15 protein-coding genes are annotated in these 18,079 nt (G+C 37.4%); 2 read left to right on the plus strand and 13 right to left on the minus strand.

Annotated features, from left to right (window positions below):
- Nucleotides 1-233 precede the first annotated feature (233 nt).
- Together FC748_RS13370 and cbpB are read right to left on the minus strand one after the other, a co-directional pair.
- A complete protein-coding gene (locus tag FC748_RS13370) occupies nt 234-1,121 on the minus strand; it encodes a transcriptional regulator CcpC (protein ID WP_024362238.1) in 888 nt (295 codons plus the stop codon).
- 68 nt (nt 1,122-1,189) lie between these two features.
- Nucleotides 1,190-1,633, minus strand: coding sequence for a cyclic-di-AMP-binding protein CbpB (cbpB, locus tag FC748_RS13375; RefSeq protein ID WP_024362239.1), 444 nt, complete (start codon nt 1,631-1,633; stop codon nt 1,190-1,192).
- Nucleotides 1,634-1,918: 285 nt separating this feature from the next.
- Between cbpB and FC748_RS13380 the strand changes: the two genes are divergently transcribed.
- Complete coding sequence (locus FC748_RS13380; protein ID WP_108029465.1) at nt 1,919-2,755, plus strand: alpha/beta fold hydrolase; 837 nt, start codon at nt 1,919-1,921, stop codon at nt 2,753-2,755.
- Nucleotides 2,756-2,864: 109 nt separating this feature from the next.
- Here FC748_RS13380 and FC748_RS13385 read toward each other — a convergent pair whose 3' ends face one another.
- The 8 genes from FC748_RS13385 to FC748_RS13420 form a co-directional block, all read right to left on the minus strand.
- Nucleotides 2,865-3,104: a hypothetical protein gene (locus FC748_RS13385; RefSeq protein ID WP_024362241.1), complete on the minus strand. Its 240-nt coding sequence runs from the start codon at nt 3,102-3,104 to the stop codon at nt 2,865-2,867.
- Nucleotides 3,105-3,213: 109 nt separating this feature from the next.
- Nucleotides 3,214-3,981, minus strand: a complete 768-nt coding sequence (gene fadH / locus FC748_RS13390; RefSeq protein WP_025218714.1) for a 2,4-dienoyl-CoA reductase — start codon at nt 3,979-3,981, stop codon at nt 3,214-3,216.
- Between the two features lie 268 nt (nt 3,982-4,249).
- Nucleotides 4,250-4,654: a DUF1700 domain-containing protein gene (locus tag FC748_RS13395; RefSeq protein WP_108029464.1), complete on the minus strand. Its 405-nt coding sequence runs from the start codon at nt 4,652-4,654 to the stop codon at nt 4,250-4,252.
- A gap of 288 nt (nt 4,655-4,942) precedes the next feature.
- The gene (locus FC748_RS13400; RefSeq protein WP_024362245.1) at nt 4,943-6,127 is read right to left on the minus strand and encodes an iron-containing alcohol dehydrogenase; all 1,185 of its coding nucleotides are present in this window, start codon (nt 6,125-6,127) and stop codon (nt 4,943-4,945) included.
- Between the two features lie 17 nt (nt 6,128-6,144).
- Complete coding sequence (locus FC748_RS13405) at nt 6,145-6,906, minus strand: 3-hydroxybutyrate dehydrogenase (RefSeq protein WP_029747191.1); 762 nt, start codon at nt 6,904-6,906, stop codon at nt 6,145-6,147.
- Nucleotides 6,907-6,921: 15 nt separating this feature from the next.
- Nucleotides 6,922-8,238: a GntP family permease gene (locus tag FC748_RS13410; protein WP_108029463.1), complete on the minus strand. Its 1,317-nt coding sequence runs from the start codon at nt 8,236-8,238 to the stop codon at nt 6,922-6,924.
- Between the two features lie 253 nt (nt 8,239-8,491).
- Nucleotides 8,492-10,009, minus strand: a complete 1,518-nt coding sequence (locus tag FC748_RS13415; protein ID WP_108029462.1) for a CoA-acylating methylmalonate-semialdehyde dehydrogenase — start codon at nt 10,007-10,009, stop codon at nt 8,492-8,494.
- A gap of 15 nt (nt 10,010-10,024) precedes the next feature.
- Nucleotides 10,025-10,918, minus strand: a complete 894-nt coding sequence (locus tag FC748_RS13420) for an NAD(P)-dependent oxidoreductase (RefSeq protein WP_108029461.1) — start codon at nt 10,916-10,918, stop codon at nt 10,025-10,027.
- A gap of 235 nt (nt 10,919-11,153) precedes the next feature.
- Between FC748_RS13420 and FC748_RS13425 the strand changes: the two genes are divergently transcribed.
- Nucleotides 11,154-11,759, plus strand: coding sequence for a TetR/AcrR family transcriptional regulator (locus tag FC748_RS13425; RefSeq protein ID WP_024362250.1), 606 nt, complete (start codon nt 11,154-11,156; stop codon nt 11,757-11,759).
- Nucleotides 11,760-12,223: 464 nt separating this feature from the next.
- Here the strand turns inward: FC748_RS13425 and FC748_RS13430 are convergent, their stop codons facing one another.
- Genes FC748_RS13430 through FC748_RS13440 form a run of 3 tightly spaced genes read right to left on the minus strand, consistent with a single transcriptional unit; the run spans nt 12,224 to nt 17,989 of the window.
- Nucleotides 12,224-14,236: an EAL domain-containing protein gene (locus FC748_RS13430; protein WP_108029460.1), complete on the minus strand. Its 2,013-nt coding sequence runs from the start codon at nt 14,234-14,236 to the stop codon at nt 12,224-12,226.
- A 53-nt stretch (nt 14,237-14,289) separates the two neighbouring features.
- Nucleotides 14,290-16,446, minus strand: a complete 2,157-nt coding sequence (locus FC748_RS13435; RefSeq protein ID WP_024362253.1) for an RNA degradosome polyphosphate kinase — start codon at nt 16,444-16,446, stop codon at nt 14,290-14,292.
- Nucleotides 16,412-17,989: a Ppx/GppA family phosphatase gene (locus FC748_RS13440; protein ID WP_108029459.1), complete on the minus strand. Its 1,578-nt coding sequence runs from the start codon at nt 17,987-17,989 to the stop codon at nt 16,412-16,414. The genes FC748_RS13435 and FC748_RS13440 overlap by 35 nt, the downstream gene beginning before the upstream one ends.
- Nucleotides 17,990-18,079 lie beyond the last annotated feature (90 nt).

The following is an 18,079-nucleotide window of genomic DNA, read 5'->3' on the forward strand; positions in this document are numbered from 1 at the left end:
GATTACATAATTATACGTTTTTTTGTGCATTTTGTTCCATTTCTTATGATATCTTCATGAATATTCATAAACTCTTAAGATTTAGGGAGGTGCCAGGCACTCAAACAATTTAATTAATGGTAGCGAAGATGCGACCTGCGGGACAGCATGGACAATACGAAAAAGTGTTAGAATGAATGCGATCAATCTAACACTTTACTCTTTAATCCGAAGCCACTTTAGCATGAAAATATTTAATTTGTATAGTCAAACAGGCATCGGGCATGATCTTGTACAACCTCTACAAATGCTTCTACTTGGCGTAATTCAAAGGAAGACTCATAGCCTATTAACCATGTATCTCGTGTTAAACCAAATTCTTTTTCATTGTTAGTGAGCGCAATTTTATTAACCCCATCATGCTCATTTAGCGTGATGGACGGTAGTATGGCATAACCTATGCCATTTAATGCCATTTGCTTACATATTTCAATTTGGTCTACTAAAATTTGTCTTCTAGGATTTGAAGCAAAATGCTGTTGCCACCATTGCTGTATTTCCTGATAGTAATTGGAATCACTTTTAAATTGAATAAATGGGCGATCAGTTGTCAGCACATCTTCAATCGTTTTTAACTCCCGATCTACTAAGTACAACGTATCGCGGAAAAGATGAATCTTTTCACCTTTCCAATCAACCTGCCCACGCACAATGCCAATATGGGCCTCGCCCTCATATAAAGCTTTGACAATTTCCGAGCTCCAACCAGTCATAAGTGATATTTTAGCTTCTGGATATTTTGTTACAAAATCTTTTATTATTTTAGGAAGCCAGTTTTGCCCGACAATGGAAGCACAAGCAATTTTCAATGTCCCATTTACTTTTGTTGTTAACGATTGAATCATTTCAAAGATTTCTTCTTTTTTAGCAAGCATATCTGTTGCATACGCTATAACGTGTTCTCCTGCTGGGGTTGCTGTAAGCCCCTTTTGCGAACGAATAAACAGCTGTGCACCCCAATCTTTTTCAATCGATTGCAACCGTTGTGAAAGTGCAGGTTGCGATAAAAACAACCGCTCCGCTGCTTTACGCATATTGCGTTCCTCAGCTAAAACTTTCAAAATTTCTGCCTCTGTTGCCATCAATCACCTAAACCTCCAATACAAGTAAAGGGGGACCTCAAGATGTTGCACCTGAGTCCCCTCTTACACTACTTCTCTTTTTGATAGATATATTTTTTCAACTGTTTTAAAATAACGCGTCTTGTTAAAATCCCTGCAAATGTACCATCTTCATCTATTACACATAAAAACGCATGGTTAATAACCAAATCTAAAGCTCGTTGGAAAGTATCCGTCATCTTTAAAACGGCTATATCTTTTTCCATTATTGTATCTACTTTAATATTTGGTAATTTTTCATATTCAATATGTTCGAGACCTAGAATAGATTCTGTAATCATTTTCATACTCAATAAACCTTGAAGGCGATATTTCAAATCTAATACAGGTATGGACGAGTACCCTGTACGTGTCAGTACAAGCAGTGCATGCTCGGCACTATTACCACTTTGTACATGTGCAACCTTTTCGGATGAAATAATAAAATCACTAATTGGCATTGCTAATAAGTCTTTGCTGTTAGTTGAAATCATGAACTTCTTCTCCTTTTCTGTCCTTGCTTTGCAGAACAGGATCCTTCTCTTTTATCATATCACAATGTTTCCGACTATGACCACGACAAGGTCAAGAAGAGTTTTTCATAAACAATGTATATTATGGATATTTCTGTTTTAGACAATATGAAATATCAATTTATTTTCCCCGTTTTTCTAAAGTTAATGCAAAAGACCGACTATAAAATCTTTGCACAGTTGTAAAAACTAATTTTTCACATTTTTGTATTGCTATAATGAAATAAAAAACATTGGAGGTATTTTATGTGGACGCAAAATATGGTTGAAACTCCTCGCGGAAACTTCGAGTATTTTAAAATGGGAAAAGGTGAGCCACTCTGTATAACACATCAATATACAGCGTTTAATAGTAATGGCAATATTTTCGCTGCACCTTTTACTACACACTATACAGTCTATTTAATAAACTTAAGGGGCTGTGGAAACTCAAGTGATTCAACAGTACACGATGATTTCAGTTTTAAAAATAGTGTCCAAGATTTAGAAGCTATTAGAAGTGCATTAGGCTTTGCACAATGGAGTTTTGCTGGACACTCTACAGGTGGCATGCTGGGGTTAAATTATGCATTGATGCATCCTAATTCTTTGAAAAAAATAATAATAGGTGGTTTATCCGCATCTTCGCATTATATGTCGCATCCTGATAGCATTTACTGTAAAAGTAATCAGAATAATTCGAGGCTATTAGAAATTTTAAAACTGCTTAAAGATCCGACAAAAAGTCTTGAAGAAAGAAGAGCTTTAAATAAAGAATGGAACCTCATGTCCATTTATAAAAAAGAACACTATGACAAAATCATGGCAAGACCTAATAGCGGAAAGGTAGTAAACAAAAGATTAGATTACTTTATATCTACTGAACTAAAGAACTTTGATCTCACTGAAAGTTTAAAAACAATAAAATTGCCTACTTATATTTATTGTGGCAAATATGACACGCAATGCCCTTTAGTTTTTTCTGAAGAAATTGCCTCTCTTATACCAAATGCTTACTTAACAATCTTTGAAGAAAGTAGTCATAATCCCTTCGTCGAGGAGGAAGGAGTATTTAATAGCTTTGTAAAAACGACAACACAATAACAAAAAATTTTCTTATAATATTTAAAGTTTGTGGGAACATAATCTTTACAAATGTCAAAACGAAGTATCACATAAACCAAAGCAAATGTGATACTTCGTTGAAATCTGATTAATACCCTGTCTTAGTCCAGTAGTAAAAAATCATTATTCCTAAAAAAAGTAAAAAGATGATGTACACCCAAACAATTGGATTTAGCATCGTTGCATATTCTTCGACTGTTTCTGAAATCGGTGTATCCTTTTCTGATTTCCGCTCTGACGTCATTTTGGCAATTTTCATAGTCGAAACAAATGAAATAACCGAAATGATTGTGATTGCAATAAGAGACGGTATCAACCACATACTCATAGGCAAAACTCCTTTCTTTGCCCTTAGTATGTATCAACACCGCTCCTCATTATGCAATGAATTTCAACAAGGAAAAAGTCACTTAACTACATTGACAGCCTAGATAATGCTAAAAAGGATACTGATTTAACCACTGTCCTCCATCTAAAGTGACACATTCACCATTCATATAGCTGGCTTTATCCGACATCATAAAAGTTGCTAAATCCGCTATTTCTTCTGGTGTACCGATGCGTCCAAGTGGTACAGCATCAAGTGTACGAGCTGCTGCTGCTTCTGATTCCCAAAGTTTTGCTGCTCCGCCCGTTCGTTCAATTGGCCCTGGCGCAATGGCATTAACACGTATACCATAACGTTTGCCCCATTCAACAGCTAACGTTCTTGTCATTGATAATACACCAGCTTTTGCAGCCGCCGAATGTATTACACCAGCACCTGCATTCCAAGCATAGGTCGCCACCATATTAATAATCGATCCGTTAATTTTTTGGTCAATCCAATATTTACCGACAGCAGAAGAACAATAAAACGTACCATTTAAAACGATATCCACAACTGCTTTCCAACCATTTGGCGACAAATCTTCTGCACGCACAATAAAATTACCAGCAGCATTATTGACAAGTCCATCCACTCGACCAAATTTTTCAACTGCAAACGCCACCATTGCCTGCGCCTGTTCTGGTATACGAACATCCATCTGGAATGTTTCGATTGTATTGCCTGCTGCTAATATAAACTCTTTTGCCTCCGCTAATCGCTCTTCGTTACGCCCTACAATTACAACGTTTGCTCCTTCAGCAACGAATTGCTTCGCCATATAAAGCCCCATACCACTTGAACCACCTGTAATAATAATCGTTTTCCCCTGCAACATCGTACTTCCCCCTTTAAGAAAAATGAATAACCATTCATTTTATTTTACTATATTTTCTCGTAAATGTCATATTAATTCTACTATTTGTGGATATCTGTATTTTTTAGAATATCAACCTATGAAAACAAAAAGACTAACTTGACGCTCTTGGTCATTTTAGTGTTATTATGATTTTTCCATGTAATCGAATCGTTCAAACAACAAACTCAAGACAAATAAAAACGAATTATTTAGCATTCCCCAATGTTAAATAATTCGTTTTTATTTATTAATTTCTGATTTCTTCATACTCAACAATTCCATTTGTGTCAGTAGGTTTATCTGATACATTTGCTATAAATACAGCAATCGCTAAAAAAACAGGGAAAATAATGACCACTACTAAAACAGACAATATAATCCATATCTTTTTGCTACTCTTTTGTTTGATAGGAGGCAGATTTTCAGCAGAAGGTGCACTATACAAGTATTGATACTCAGCTTTAATTTCCTTAGCTAATTCGTTAGGTAAAAGAAAGCTTTTTAATACCTCGTCCACTGATTTGCCATTCGTTACGGACTGCAATAAATGATCTTTTACTTCCATGATATGATGATCTCTATCTTTTTTTGGTAATGGCTCTAACTCATTTTCCAGTTGACGTATATAGTCATTTATCTTCTGATTATCCACGACTAATCCACCCCCTTAATTTCTTCAAAATAGTTTAATATTGTTTCTAACTCCTACAGTCTATCTGTAATACGGTAATACTTTCTAATTCTTCTGAAAATACATCCACATAATCATTCGCCGTCAATCGTTTTACTATTGGTAAGTATAATTTATATAATTATATTCTTTAATGATATATATTATCTAAGAAATTTTAAGAACACTACAAGTAGCAAATGAAAGCTTCAACTAATCAAAAAGCGCCTTCCTCTTTTGCTTAATGGAAGGCACTCTGTCTCATACTATTTAAAACTCATAATGATAAGCAACCTTGTACAGCTCCATTAACTCATCCTGTGTTGGCACTTTAGGGTTATTGGCAGGACTACCACTTGCCATTGCATCGATTGCCATTTTCGGAATTGCCGCATAAAATGCATCCTCCTCAATACCCCATTGCTGTAAATTGCCAATATTCATCTTTTTACATAATTCTTTTATTGAGTCGATAGCTAAAGTCGCTAGTTCCTCTTGGGTACTATACTGTCCTTTTGCGTTGAAAAATTTTCCTATATCTGCTAGGCGCTCCACGCATGCATCCTTGGTAAATTCTAATACCGCTGGTAGTAACATCGCATTGGAAATACCATGAGGCACATGAAAAAGTGCACCGATAGGACGTGACATCCCATGTACTAAAGCAACTGATGCATTGGAAAACGATAGTCCTGCCTGCATTGAGCCTAAAGACATCGCCTCTCGCGCATCAATATCGTCCCCTTGCTCGTAGACCTTCAAAATATTATGAATAATTAAGTCCATCGCTGACAACGCAAGCACATTCGAATAAGGATGTGCTAAACGAGACAAATAACTTTCAATTGCGTGGCTTAATGCATCAATACCCGTCGCCGCTGTAATGGCTGGTGGAGAGGTTACCGTTAGCATCGGATCGACAATGGCAATTGGTGGCATAAAAGCTGGTTGTTTTATCATCATTTTCACATCATTCGTCGTGTTGGTAATCACTGTAGCATCTGTTGCTTCAGAGCCTGTGCCTGCTGTTGTTGGAACAGCTATATGCGGGATAGGTGATTGCTCGGCGATTTTCGCTAGTTTCATATAATCGCCGATATAACCACCATTTGTTGCTACAACAGCAATTGCTTTGGCTGTATCGATACAACTTCCACCCCCAACAGAAATGATAAGATCACACTGTTCTGTTTGCAAAATACTAAGACCTTGTGCTACATACGTATCCACTGGCTCAGTTGTTACACCTAAATATGAAACCGCTTCCAAACCATTCGCTGTTAATAATGCCTTACACTGATTAACAAACCCTAATCCATCCATGATTGGATCGCTAACGATAAGTGCCTTCGAACCTAGTTTTTTGGCATATACGCCTACTTCTTCAAATGCATCTTTTCCATAAACAATCGTCGCAGGAGAATTTACTGTGAAAGTTGTTTTTGTTTGTATCATAACGCATCGCTCCTCCATTATTGGGCAGTATAACCGCCATCTAATACAATCGCCTGACCTGTTAAACCTTTGGCCACATCACTTGCTAAATAAAGTGCAAGCCCTGTAATTTCTGAAACATCAAGCAAGCGCTTTTGCGGGACAAGTGGATATAGCACCTGTTCCAACACTTCTTCTACTTGAATCCCACGTGTCTTTGCTAAATCTGTAAATTGATTACGAACTAATGCTGTATCCACATATCCTGGACAGATGGCATTAACCGTAATACCGTCATTGGCTACTTCAAGTGCAGCGACTTTTGTTAATCCTATTAAGCCATGCTTTGCTGCGTTGTAACCCGCTTTACCAGCAAATCCAATAACACCGTTTATCGATGCCATATTTAGAATGCGACCAAATTTATTTTTCTTCATATGGGGTAAGGCATATTTCATCGTAATAAATGGCGCTACAAGCATTACTTTTTGCATTTGTTCAAAGACTTCTGTGGGGAAATCTTCGATGTAAGATACATGTTGAAATCCTGCGTTATTAATCAAAATATCAATGCTATTAAATTTACTAACAGTGAAAGCAATCGCCTCACTAATAGCTTGTTCATCCGTGACATCACATGTATAGGCTGTTAAGTGTGGATTTTGTGCTACCACCTCAGCTAATCGTTGCTCATTTATATCTGAAATAACAACATTCGCTCCTTGTTCAGCAAATGCTTGAGCAATAGATAGGCCAATTCCACGAGCAGAGCCCGTTATAAATACTGTTTTACCTTCCATCAGTTGCTATCCCTCCTACATTCCAAGTGAGAATAATACGATCGCCACGATAGTCCCAATAATTGGTATAACAACGGTTAAAGCACCGAAAGGCAAATAGGCATCCTTATGTTTTTCATTACATACAGAATTGATTGTCGTCACTACATAACCACCATGTGGTAATGAATCGAGCGAGCCAGATGCAATGGCTATTGTGCGGTGTAATGCTTCCGTATTAACGCCCATATCAATATAGTGAGGAGCTAATAGTGGCATTGCAATTGTTTGACCACCTGAAGCTGAACCTGTTAAACCGGCTATTACTGCGATTGCAACAGCTCCCCCTATAAGTGGATTGCCAGGGATATTTGTCATCACATCGACAGTTGCTACAAATGATGGTGTAGCTTTTACAACGCCCCCAAAGCCTACAACTGCTGCTGTATTTGCAATAGCTACAACAGCGCCCATTGCACCTGCGGCTAACGTTGCACTAACTGATTTTGCATATTTATAGCTTACTAAATACGCCATAATACAACCGCTCGTTAATGCAACAATTAGAGCTGATGTGCCAAGAGAGTCATGGAAGATAAACGAAATCAATAAAACGACTACTAATGGTACTAAACTTAAGATTGGACTAGGTAATTTACGCGTTTCGTCAACGACAGGATCTGTTGAACGTTCGATAAATAACTCCCCTTTTTTCACTGCCCGTTTAATCATCCAATTCAACCATAGTGCTCCACCGATCGCCATAAATAATGCAACGACAATACTCACCTGCCAACCTGCATATGGCGTTGTTCCTAAATAGGGAATCGGAATCCAGTTTTGGATTTCTGGTGAGCCTGCTGACGTCATTGTAAACGTTACAGAACCTAAACCAAGTGCCGCAGGAATAAAGCGTCTTGGAAGATTCGCCTGTTTAAATAAACTAATCGCCATCGGATAAACAGAGAAGGCTACGATAAATACTGAGACACCACCATATGTTAGTACAGCTGCTGCCAGTACTACGGCATATGTAGCATACTTCACCCCAATTTTTTCAACAATCCATTTTGAAACACTATCAGCAGCACCTGTATCTTCCATTACCTTGCCAAAAATGGCACCTGCCATGAACATTAAATACCAAGAACCAACGAAGCCCGTAAATCCATCCATATAACTTGTTAAGAAATTAGCTTGATTGTCATTTGCAGTTTGTGGGAAGAAAGCAAGACCATTTGTTAAAGCTGCAATTAAAGCAGTTAATGGTGCTGAAATTAGTAAATTGACACCCCTCATTGTTAAATAGACTAGTAGTACTAAACTTCCAAAAAGCCCAATATACGCTAACATCCACATCCCACCTATCTTTTAGAAAGTGCTATAGAGTTACATCTTATATTGCTATATGGCGTGCCTGTATACCTTCATTTCTATCGTTTCTGCGCTTAGTCACTTGACTTCCATTACTTCTTAAAACGTTCTGTACACACAGCAGTGTAAACAATATGTTAGGCTACAGACGGACACTATCTGCTAGCTAGCACCGATTACTTTTTTAGCGTCCGCCTGTGGTCTTTAACATACGTTAAGGCTCTCTATGTCATTAATCATTATTACTTGGAAATGCAAATGTAGATGCTGTTTCAGTATTCGTCACCCAACGCTCTGATATTGTTTTTGTTTTCGTAAAGAAACGTGCCTGATCTGGGCCAAACATATGCCCTTCTCCAAATCGAGAGCCTTTAAATCCTGCAAAGTTATGGTAACCAACTGGAATAGGAATTGGTACATTCACCCCTACCATCCCCACATCAATTTCTGTAGTAAATTTACGTGCTGCAAGTCCATCATTGGTAAAAATTGTGACACCATTGCCAAGCTCATGCTCGTTAATTAGCTGTATTGCCTCCTCTAACGAATCAACACGCACTACATTGCGAGCAGGACCAAATACTTCTTGCTCATAAATTTCCATTCCTGGTGTTACATGATCTAATAATGTTGGACCGACAAAGAAGCCTTTTGATTCGTTTACAATCGCTAGCTCACGTCCATCACAAACAACAGTCGCCCCTTCTGCTTCTCCTTTATGAATTGCAGCAAGAATCGCTTCTTTTGATTGCTGTGAAATAACCGGGCCAAAATCAGTATCTTTCTCCGAATAAGACCCTACTTTTAATGCTGCAATTTTTTCTTTTAAGATGGCTACTAAACGATCTGCGGTTTCTTCGCCCACTGGCATGATTGTTGAAATGGCCATACAACGCTGAGAAGCTGCTCCATAGGCCGCCCCAATAAATGCATTTGCCACTTGCTCAAGGTCTGCATCAGGCATTACGACCATATTATTTTTACCACCACCTAAAGCAGTGACACGTTTACCATATTTTGAGCCAGTTTCATAAATATATTTAGCAACAGGCGTAGAACCTACAAATGAAATCGCTTGCACAATTGGGTTTTCTAATAGCTCATTAACCGCATCTTTATCGCCATTTACGACTGTCCAAATGCCATCTGGTAAACCAGCTTTTTTCCATAACTCACTTACATATAACGCGGTCATTGGTACTCTCTCTGAAGCCTTTAAAACAACTGCGTTCCCTACAGCAATCGCCATACTTGTTTGCGCTAATGGCACCATAATAGGGAAGTTAAATGGCGAAATTGCCGCTACCACACCTAGAGGATATTTAGCAGAGTAGGCATTAATTTGACCACCAACATTTACAGAGTATTCGCCCTTTACTAAATGAGGAGCCCCAATTGCTAAATCGACGGATTCTAAGCCTCGTGTAATTTCACCTCTCGCATCATCAATCGTTTTACCACTTTCCGTACAAATAATTTGTAATAATTCTTCCATATTATCTGTCACTAGATTGCGAAATTTTAATACTACCTCTGCACGTTTAGCTACTGACGTATCACGCCATTTTGGAAAGGCAGCCTGTGCTTTGACAATTGCCTCACGTGTCTCTTCTACTGTTGCTAGCGGTACTTTTGCAATAACATCACCTGTTGTAGGATTATAAACTGAACCGTAACGACCACTTTTTCCCCCTATCATTTCTCCACCAATAAAATGTGTTAATGTTTTTACTTGTTGTGCTGTTGTCATAACTGTTTTCCTCCTTTAATTTTGTTTTATCATGCACTTTTCTTTAAGACTTAAATAAGCAGCAGACATGTCGTTTTCACCAAAGCCTTCTGCTGATATATCATTGTAAAGATTGACCAGTTGTTCACCAATTAGAAGGGGTACACCTGCTTCATCAGCCATATTTTTTGCCAATCGTAAATCTTTTAGTAATAGATTCGTAGAAAAGCCAGGTTCATAATTTTCATTTTTCATGTATTCTAAATAATTTCGCTCATAAATCCGACTTTGACCATAACTATTACTTAATACTTCATAGAGCGTATCTGCTGCCACTCCCATACTTTCTCCAAGTACAATCGTTTCTGCAACAGCTTGCGTATAAAAGCCAATCATTAAATTGTTCAGTAATTTAATACGTGTCCCTACACTCGGAGATGTGCCAAGATGAAAAATATTTTTTCCTACTATTCCGAAAATTCCAACGCCACTTTGATAATCCTTTTCTTCTCCACCTATCATAATTGTTAACGTGGCATTGATAGCACCAATAACACCTCCACTTACCGGAGCTCCTAAATAACGTAACCCTAATGATTGCGCCTTTTTATGTAACGAATCATTTAATTCAGGATTTACAGTGCTAAAGTCTATTAGTAAACTTCCTTGCTTAGCATGTTGCAAAATCCCATCTTCTGATGTGTAGACATGTTCAACAACTTGTGGTGTTGGCAAGCTGGTCATAATTACTTCGCTTTGCTTTACAACGGCTTGCGATGTTGCTAAACCATTACCACCTTCTGCAATGAATTGCTCCATTGCTTTCGCATTCGTGTCAAAGCCATACACTTTATAACCTGCACGAAGTAAATTAATGGACATTGGTAACCCCATATTGCCTAAGCCGATAAAACCTAACTTGTCTTTCATTTGAGCTCCCCCATTTCCCATGAATTACGTAAATAAGCTAACTGATCCACTAGCCAACTTTACGTTTTTATCGTAACATTAATAACGAGATACTCTTAATGACCGCGGTCACTGACTGTGGTCATTTAAATAATAAACAAACATAATATCACTCGTCAATCAAAAAATTTTCTATTTTCTGAATAAATATTGCAATTATTATTATAGGATATTTTAATTACGGAGGCAGATGGGCATGAATTCGTTAACTACTCGCCAAAAAAAGGCATTAGAAACTCGAGAAAAATTACTGAAAACTTCTTTAGATTTATTTAATAAACATGGATTTGAACATGTATCTGTTGAACAAATTACGAAAGCATGTAAAGTCTCCAAGGGCACTTTCTATACCCATTTCCCATCCAAATACGATGTTATTTTGGAAAAATTTGAGGAGCTTGATAGCTTTTACAGTACTGTCGAAAAAAATATTGATCAATCATTGTCAGCAAGTGAGAAAATTCTTTTGCTTTATAAGGAGCAAATGTTGTATTTAACAAACGTGGTTGGCAAAGATTTATTGAGAACAGTGTATACGGCTGCCATGACGAATCAAGTAGAACAAAATCATTATTTAATTAGTCCTCAGCGCAAAATCTTTCAAATTATTAACACTTATATTGAAGAGGGTATTCAACAAGGAGAGTTTGTTAACGATTTACAAGCGGTACAAATGCAACAAATTATACAGCGTTGCATGAGAGCCAATGTTTATGATTGGTTAATTCATAATGAGGAATTTGATTTAGTTGCACAGATGGCACATTTTACAGCAGTTGTTTTAAACGGATTAAAGAAATAAGTTAATTTGCTTAGAAAAGCAATAGTAAAGGCATCAAGAAAAAGATTTTCTTGATGCCTTTTGTCTGTTTCACTCCGCTCCGCGGGTATTTCGCTCTGCTTCGCGGGTATTTCACTCTGCTCCGCGGATATTTCACTTTGCTCCGCGGGTATTTCACTTTTCTTCGCGGGTATCTCTCTGCTCCGCGGGTATTTCACTCTGCTCCGCGGGTATTCCACTTTGCTCCGCGGGTATTTCACTTTGCTCCGCGGGTATCACTCTGCTTCGCGGATATTTCGCTCTGCTTCGCGGGTATTTCACTTTGCTCCGCGGGTATTTCACTCTGCTTCGCGGGTATTTCACTCCGTTTCGCGGGTATCACTCTGCTCCGCGGGTATCACTCTGCTTCGCGGGTATTTCTCTCCACTCCGCTCAAGTATTTCTACCATGCAGATAAACGCTCTGCTTCGCGAAAACTTTCTTAATTATCCTACAAAATATTGGGCCACAATCGTTTCAACAGGTAATGGTTTGTTATATAAGTACCCTTGTCCTTTTTGACAACGATGACGCTTTAAAAACGCTACTTGTGATGGCTCCTCTATTCCTTCTGCAATTACTTCAAGCCCTAAATTATGAGACATCGAAATGATGGCTTTAATAATTGCCTCATTTTTATCATCCTTTTCGATATCCGCAATAAACGATTGGTCAATTTTAATGATATCGATTGGATAACGTTTCAAATAGCTAAGTGAAGAATAGCCCGTACCAAAATCATCAACCGACACATAAACACCTAGCTGCTTTAACTCCGTTAAAATTGAAAATGTTTCATGCACATTCGTCATGGAGCTTTCGGTAATTTCCACTTCAATTAAATGTGGCGATACATTATATTTTTTCAACGTTGCTTTAATTTTACGAGCAAAGTTTTCTTTTCTAAATTGTTTGGGCGATATATTGATGGCGATCCTGACTGGACGATAGCCCTTGGCACGCCATTCCTTTTGATAGCGACAAACTTCATTAATAATCCAATCACCAATTTCTACAATTAAGCCTGTTGCTTCAGCAATCGGTATAAACTGTGCAGGGGATACAAAGCCAAATTTCCGATTATTCCATCGTAATAACGCCTCAAAGCTATTAATGCTATTATCGTTTAAATTCATCTGTGGTTGTAGATGAATACTTAGTTCATTAAATTCAATGGCCCGTCTTAAATGTGCTTCCATCAATGCCTCATTTGGAAAAACATTTGTCATATCTTCACGATAATAGCGGTAATGTGAACGTCCGTGCTCTTTAGCAGAGAATAAAGCTTGATCAGCCTTTCGTACGAGAGTCTCCAAATCCTTACCATCTGCTGGGCTTAAAGAAATACCAATGGAAACACTAATAAAATACTCCTGATCATCAATCATAAATGGCTGTTTTAACGAATCTAAAATGGCATTCGCCAATTGCTCTATTTTGTCTATAGTGGCATCTTTTAAAATAAAAATAAATTCATCACTATTATAGCGATAGAGCGAGCATTGCGCGTAACAAAATTCACGAAGCCTATGACAAAACATTCGCAAAAGTTCGTCACCCTTACTTTCACCAAGAGACTCATTAAATTTTTTAAAACGGTCAATATCGACTAAAAGAATGGTTGCTTGTTGATGTTCACTTTGCTTATCATTCAAATGTTGTAGCCAATGCTCTTTAATAGCTTTTCGATTCCAAATACCAGTCAATTCATCCGTTAAGGCTAAATAGTAAAAGGAATCATGATAACTCTTAAATAAGTTCGCGTCTCTAACGAAAAAATGTACCCCAATTATTTCACCATTAAAATATGTTGGATGTGTACGCAAATAAAATGGTTCATTACTTAGTAGGTTACCCTTAAATAAACATTTTGGCATATCCAAAGTAGCGCCTTCAATCGTTTTAGCAAATAATAATTGGACTTCGTTTACATAGTTACACTCTAATAATGAAAAAATATCAAGTCCTATAAGGCTGTGATGTTCTCTCGACAATAAAGACGTAGCGGTAACATTTTGATGAACAATACGACCTTGTAAATCAGTCGTTAATATTGGACATACATGTTGTTCAACAAATTGCAAATATGGCTTCCTATCACGCTGTTCCTCACGTAAAATAACAGCTATTATAGATGGCTCTATTTGCTGTACACTTACGGCAAACGATTTTTGCATTTGCTCAGTCTCTGAATAAAGCGCAATCTTACGAGCAATGTTAAATTCCTGTTGTATTATCTTCCATAATTGTTGCCAACATTGCTTGTTAAAAAATTGCTTTGCTGTCGTTGCTTTCTCATCCTGCAACGCTATAGCTAATGGTAGTTTGTCGTTATAATAAACGATTTCAAAATCCCCATCATCAGCTTGTTTTAAGCATACTACTGCATCGAACGGATTAAGCAGTGCCAACTGTCGATAGTTTGTGAATTGCGCTACATTCTTTCTATATTTTTTCATTATATCCCTCTCTAGGTAGCGTGTTTACTCTAGTCGTCTAAGACGCTTATTATTTATTCCTCATCTAGCGTAGGCTTTAGAGCATCCTTTAAGAAAATTTCCTGACTATTAATAGGGTCTTCGCTGCGATCAAATTCTTTGTAATGATATTTCCCATTGGAATCTTGGATACGAGCCTTTGCTGTATCCTCAAGTTGTTTATTCATAATATCCATAATACGAGCTTTTGCTTCAATTGAATAGACAGGGAAAAGAATTTCAACGCGTTTAATCATATTCCGGGTCATCATATCTGCTGAGGATAAGTAAACCTTATTCTCACCATTATGATGGAACCAATAGATGCGTGAATGTTCAAGGAACCTGCCAACAATACTTGTAACGGTTATATTTTCGCTAATGCCTGGAATACCTGGGCGTATGCAGCAAATCCCCCGTATAATAAGTTCGACTTTTACACCAGCAATAGATGCTTCGTAAAGCTTCATCATTAAATCCTTATCAGTCAATGAATTCATTTTGGCACGAATAAATCCATTTCCGTATTTCTTATGACAGCTTATTTCCTCATCCATTAAACGAATAAATTCATCGCGAATATCAAATGGTGCAACGACTAAATGATTAAATGTAGGTTTTTCCGTATAGCCGCTTAAATAATTAAAAAAGTTCGTGGCATCAATTCCAAATTCCTTGTCTGATGTTATGATGCCCATATCTGTATAAATTTTTGCAGTTGCATCATTATAATTTCCTGTTCCAAGATGAACAAAACGTTCAATCTTGCCATTACGACGACTTACAACTAATGTTATTTTGGAATGCGTTTTTAAATTATTCATACCATAAATAACAAGACAGCCTGCTTGCTCTAGTTGTTTTGCCCAATGCACATTATTTTCTTCATCAAAACGTGCTTTTAACTCTACTAAAACAGTCACTTGTTTACCGTTTTCAGCTGCGAGTTTTAATGCTTGTATAATTGGAGAATTCCCACTAACTCGATATAGTGTTTGCTTGATTGCCAGTACATTCGGATTAACAGCAGCCTCTGAAATAAAGTCCACTATCGGTGCAAATGATTCATATGGATGATGGAAAAAAATGTCCTGTTGCAATGCTTTTTCAAAAATATTTTCATCTGACTGTAAATCTAAAGGTGGCTGTGGAATAAAGCTTTCATACTCTAAATGCTCCCGTCCAACAGCTATACCTTTTACAAATGAGAACATAAATGTTAAATCGAGCGGACCGTCAATATGAAAAACATCTGTCTCCTCGATTTCAAATTCTTCTAGTAAGTATGCAAGTACCTCATCATTCATTTCCCCTACACGTACTTCTAGGCGGCTGCCAACACCCCATTTACGTTTTTTAAGCTCTTTTTCAATTTCTACCAGTAAATCACGGGCACCTTCCTCATGAATCGTTAAATCTGCATTACGTGTTAGACGGAAAGCCTGTGCTGATTTCACACTGTAGCCATAGAAAAGCTTTTCGATATGAGCGACAATAACATCTTCAAGTAGAACAATCACTGTCTCACCCTCAGCAGAAGGCACTTTAATATAGCGATCCAAAACAGATGGTACTTGCACTATGGCAACCTTTTCACGGCTTTCTAAATCTGTCTCATCTTGTTCCAATAGGACAAGTATATTTAATGTTTTACCAAGCAAGGTTGGAAATGGTCGATAAGCATCTACTGCTACAGGTGTTAAAACTGGGAAAATGGTTTCAGCAAACATTTCATTGATAAACGCCTTTTGCGTACTATTTAAATCTTTCATGTCTGCAATATGTACATTGTGCTGTGGTAGTAAATCGTAGATTAAGTGACGATATACTTCTGTTTGTCTGCGCACTAAAGCTTGCGTACGTTCAGCAATTTTCGCTAATTGCTCTTTTGGTGTTAAGCCTGACTTATTCTCAGCCTTATGGAAGCCTGCACGCACTTGGTCCTGAAGTCCTGCCACACGCACCATGAAAAATTCATCTAAATTGGAGCTAAAAATCGCTAAAAACTTCAGGCGTTCTAGCAGAGGATTATTGATATCCTCTGCTTCTTCTAATACACGTTCATTAAACGCTAACCAGCTTAGTTCGCGGTTATTATAATATTGAGGTTTTGCTATTTCTTCTAGTAAACGGCTATGTGATTCTGAAAATTCTTCTTCATGTAATCGATTGTTTGTTACTTCTGTTGTCATCTTGGTTCCACCCTTCTTCAATGAAGTTTACTTTTATTGGTATCTTTAGAGCTCGTTCTAGATGTTTCTTATGCCGATTTGCTTGATATTTTTCAGCAGCAGCATTTTTTTTGACGTATACGTTAAGCTGAACATAATTGTCAAAAGGTTGCATTTCAATCGCATGTACAATATTTCTTTTTGAAACATTTAATGCATAGACAAATTTTAACAACGTGCCGAATTCGCGCATTTTACGATACTCTTCACGACTCATCCATTCGGTAAAAGGAGCCGCAAATCGTTCAAAATAATCTTTATTTTTATATGAAGCTAAAAGTGCTAATTTTAGACGCTCTTTATGATTCAAACCATCAATTGATTGATTGGCAATTAAATAAAACGTATGTTGACTAGCGGAGCTTAACTCAATATATTCCCCAATATTAAAAATCTTTGCTGCCTTTCTTAGTAACTGCAAATCATTTTCATCAAATTGTAAATAATTCAAATGGCAACACGCACGATAAAGTTGATCTGCTAAATGCATTAAATAATCAACTTCTCCCTCTGAACGTCCATATTGTCGAGCTAATTTTCTAGCGTTTCCCTCAAAGACATTATATTTGTCAAAAGCATCTTCATCTTCTTGTAAAATACGATGGATAATCAGCCCTTCCCGTAAACCTTTTTTCGTTAACTGGAAGACCTCACTACCTACAATTTCCATAAGTACGCGGAACACTTCTAATGCGGGTACAATAATATCAGCACGATCCGTTGATAACCCATCCAAATGTTTTAGTTCTTGAAAACTTAAATTTCCTAAAAACGCACTAAGCTGATCTAAATCTTCTTTAGATATTTCATAGCCATGCACACTCGCAATAGGATATTGCTGTCGTTGCTGATGAACTTGCGCGATATTTCTCGCACTGCCCCCAATTGCAATAATCGGTAATCCCACTTGTTGAATCCAAGGTAGTGATTTGAACTGCTCCTTAACAAAAGCAACCAGTTCTTTCTTCTCACCACTATTCATAATGTCACCCTTTACGAAACGTTGCTTTAATGACACCGTTCCAAAAGGAAAACTAAATGATTCAACTAGTTCCTTATTTTTAAATAATGTTATTTCTGTACTTCCTCCCCCCATGTCAATCGTTACAGCAGACAGAGTACCGATTGAATGGGCTACAGCAACATAACCGAAATACGCCTCTTCCTCTTCAGACAAAAGCTCAATCTGTACGCCCGTTTTCTCCTTCATTAAAGCAATAATCTGGTCTCTATTCGTCGCTTGACGAATGGCGGCTGTTGCAGCTGCTTTCACATCGACAATTTCAAAATCATCAAGCATTGCTTTAAATGTTAACAACGTTTCTGTTAGTACTCGAATACCTTCTTCGGACATGGCTCCTGACGGTTGCAAATATGTTCGTAAACGCGCAACCGTTTTTATATTTCCAAGTTCTCGAAGACCTTCTTCATTATCATACTGATATAGTACCAATCGTATTGTATTCGAGCCGATATCAATAATGGCCGTTTTTAATTCATCCAAATAATTCACTTCCTTCACAGGACAATAGGTGGTGGTCTTTTTATTTTGTGTTAAAAGCATCCTCATTATACAAAAAAAGTCGGAACCAAA

This window comes from Lysinibacillus sphaericus (assembly GCF_005217585.1).
GTDB classification, from domain to species: Bacteria; Bacillota; Bacilli; order Bacillales_A; family Planococcaceae; genus Lysinibacillus; species Lysinibacillus sphaericus.

Coding starts and splice junctions, on each gene's coding strand:
- FC748_RS13410 (WP_108029463.1), bottom strand. CDS start 8,238: ATGTTAGCGTATATTGGGCTTTTTGGAAGTTTAGTACTACTAGTCTAT.
- FC748_RS13385 (WP_024362241.1), bottom strand. CDS start 3,104: ATGAGTATGTGGTTGATACCGTCTCTTATTGCAATCACAATCATTTCG.
- FC748_RS13370 (WP_024362238.1), bottom strand. CDS start 1,121: ATGGCAACAGAGGCAGAAATTTTGAAAGTTTTAGCTGAGGAACGCAAT.
- FC748_RS13435 (WP_024362253.1), bottom strand. CDS start 16,446: ATGACAACAGAAGTAACAAACAATCGATTACATGAAGAAGAATTTTCA.
- FC748_RS13415 (WP_108029462.1), bottom strand. CDS start 10,009: ATGACAACAGCACAACAAGTAAAAACATTAACACATTTTATTGGTGGA.
- FC748_RS13430 (WP_108029460.1), bottom strand. CDS start 14,236: ATGAAAAAATATAGAAAGAATGTAGCGCAATTCACAAACTATCGACAG.
- FC748_RS13420 (WP_108029461.1), bottom strand. CDS start 10,918: ATGAAAGACAAGTTAGGTTTTATCGGCTTAGGCAATATGGGGTTACCA.
- FC748_RS13425 (WP_024362250.1), top strand. CDS start 11,154: ATGAATTCGTTAACTACTCGCCAAAAAAAGGCATTAGAAACTCGAGAA.
- FC748_RS13405 (WP_029747191.1), bottom strand. CDS start 6,906: ATGGAAGGTAAAACAGTATTTATAACGGGCTCTGCTCGTGGAATTGGC.
- fadH (WP_025218714.1), bottom strand. CDS start 3,981: ATGTTGCAGGGGAAAACGATTATTATTACAGGTGGTTCAAGTGGTATG.
- FC748_RS13380 (WP_108029465.1), top strand. CDS start 1,919: ATGTGGACGCAAAATATGGTTGAAACTCCTCGCGGAAACTTCGAGTAT.
- cbpB (WP_024362239.1), bottom strand. CDS start 1,633: ATGATTTCAACTAACAGCAAAGACTTATTAGCAATGCCAATTAGTGAT.
- FC748_RS13400 (WP_024362245.1), bottom strand. CDS start 6,127: ATGATACAAACAAAAACAACTTTCACAGTAAATTCTCCTGCGACGATT.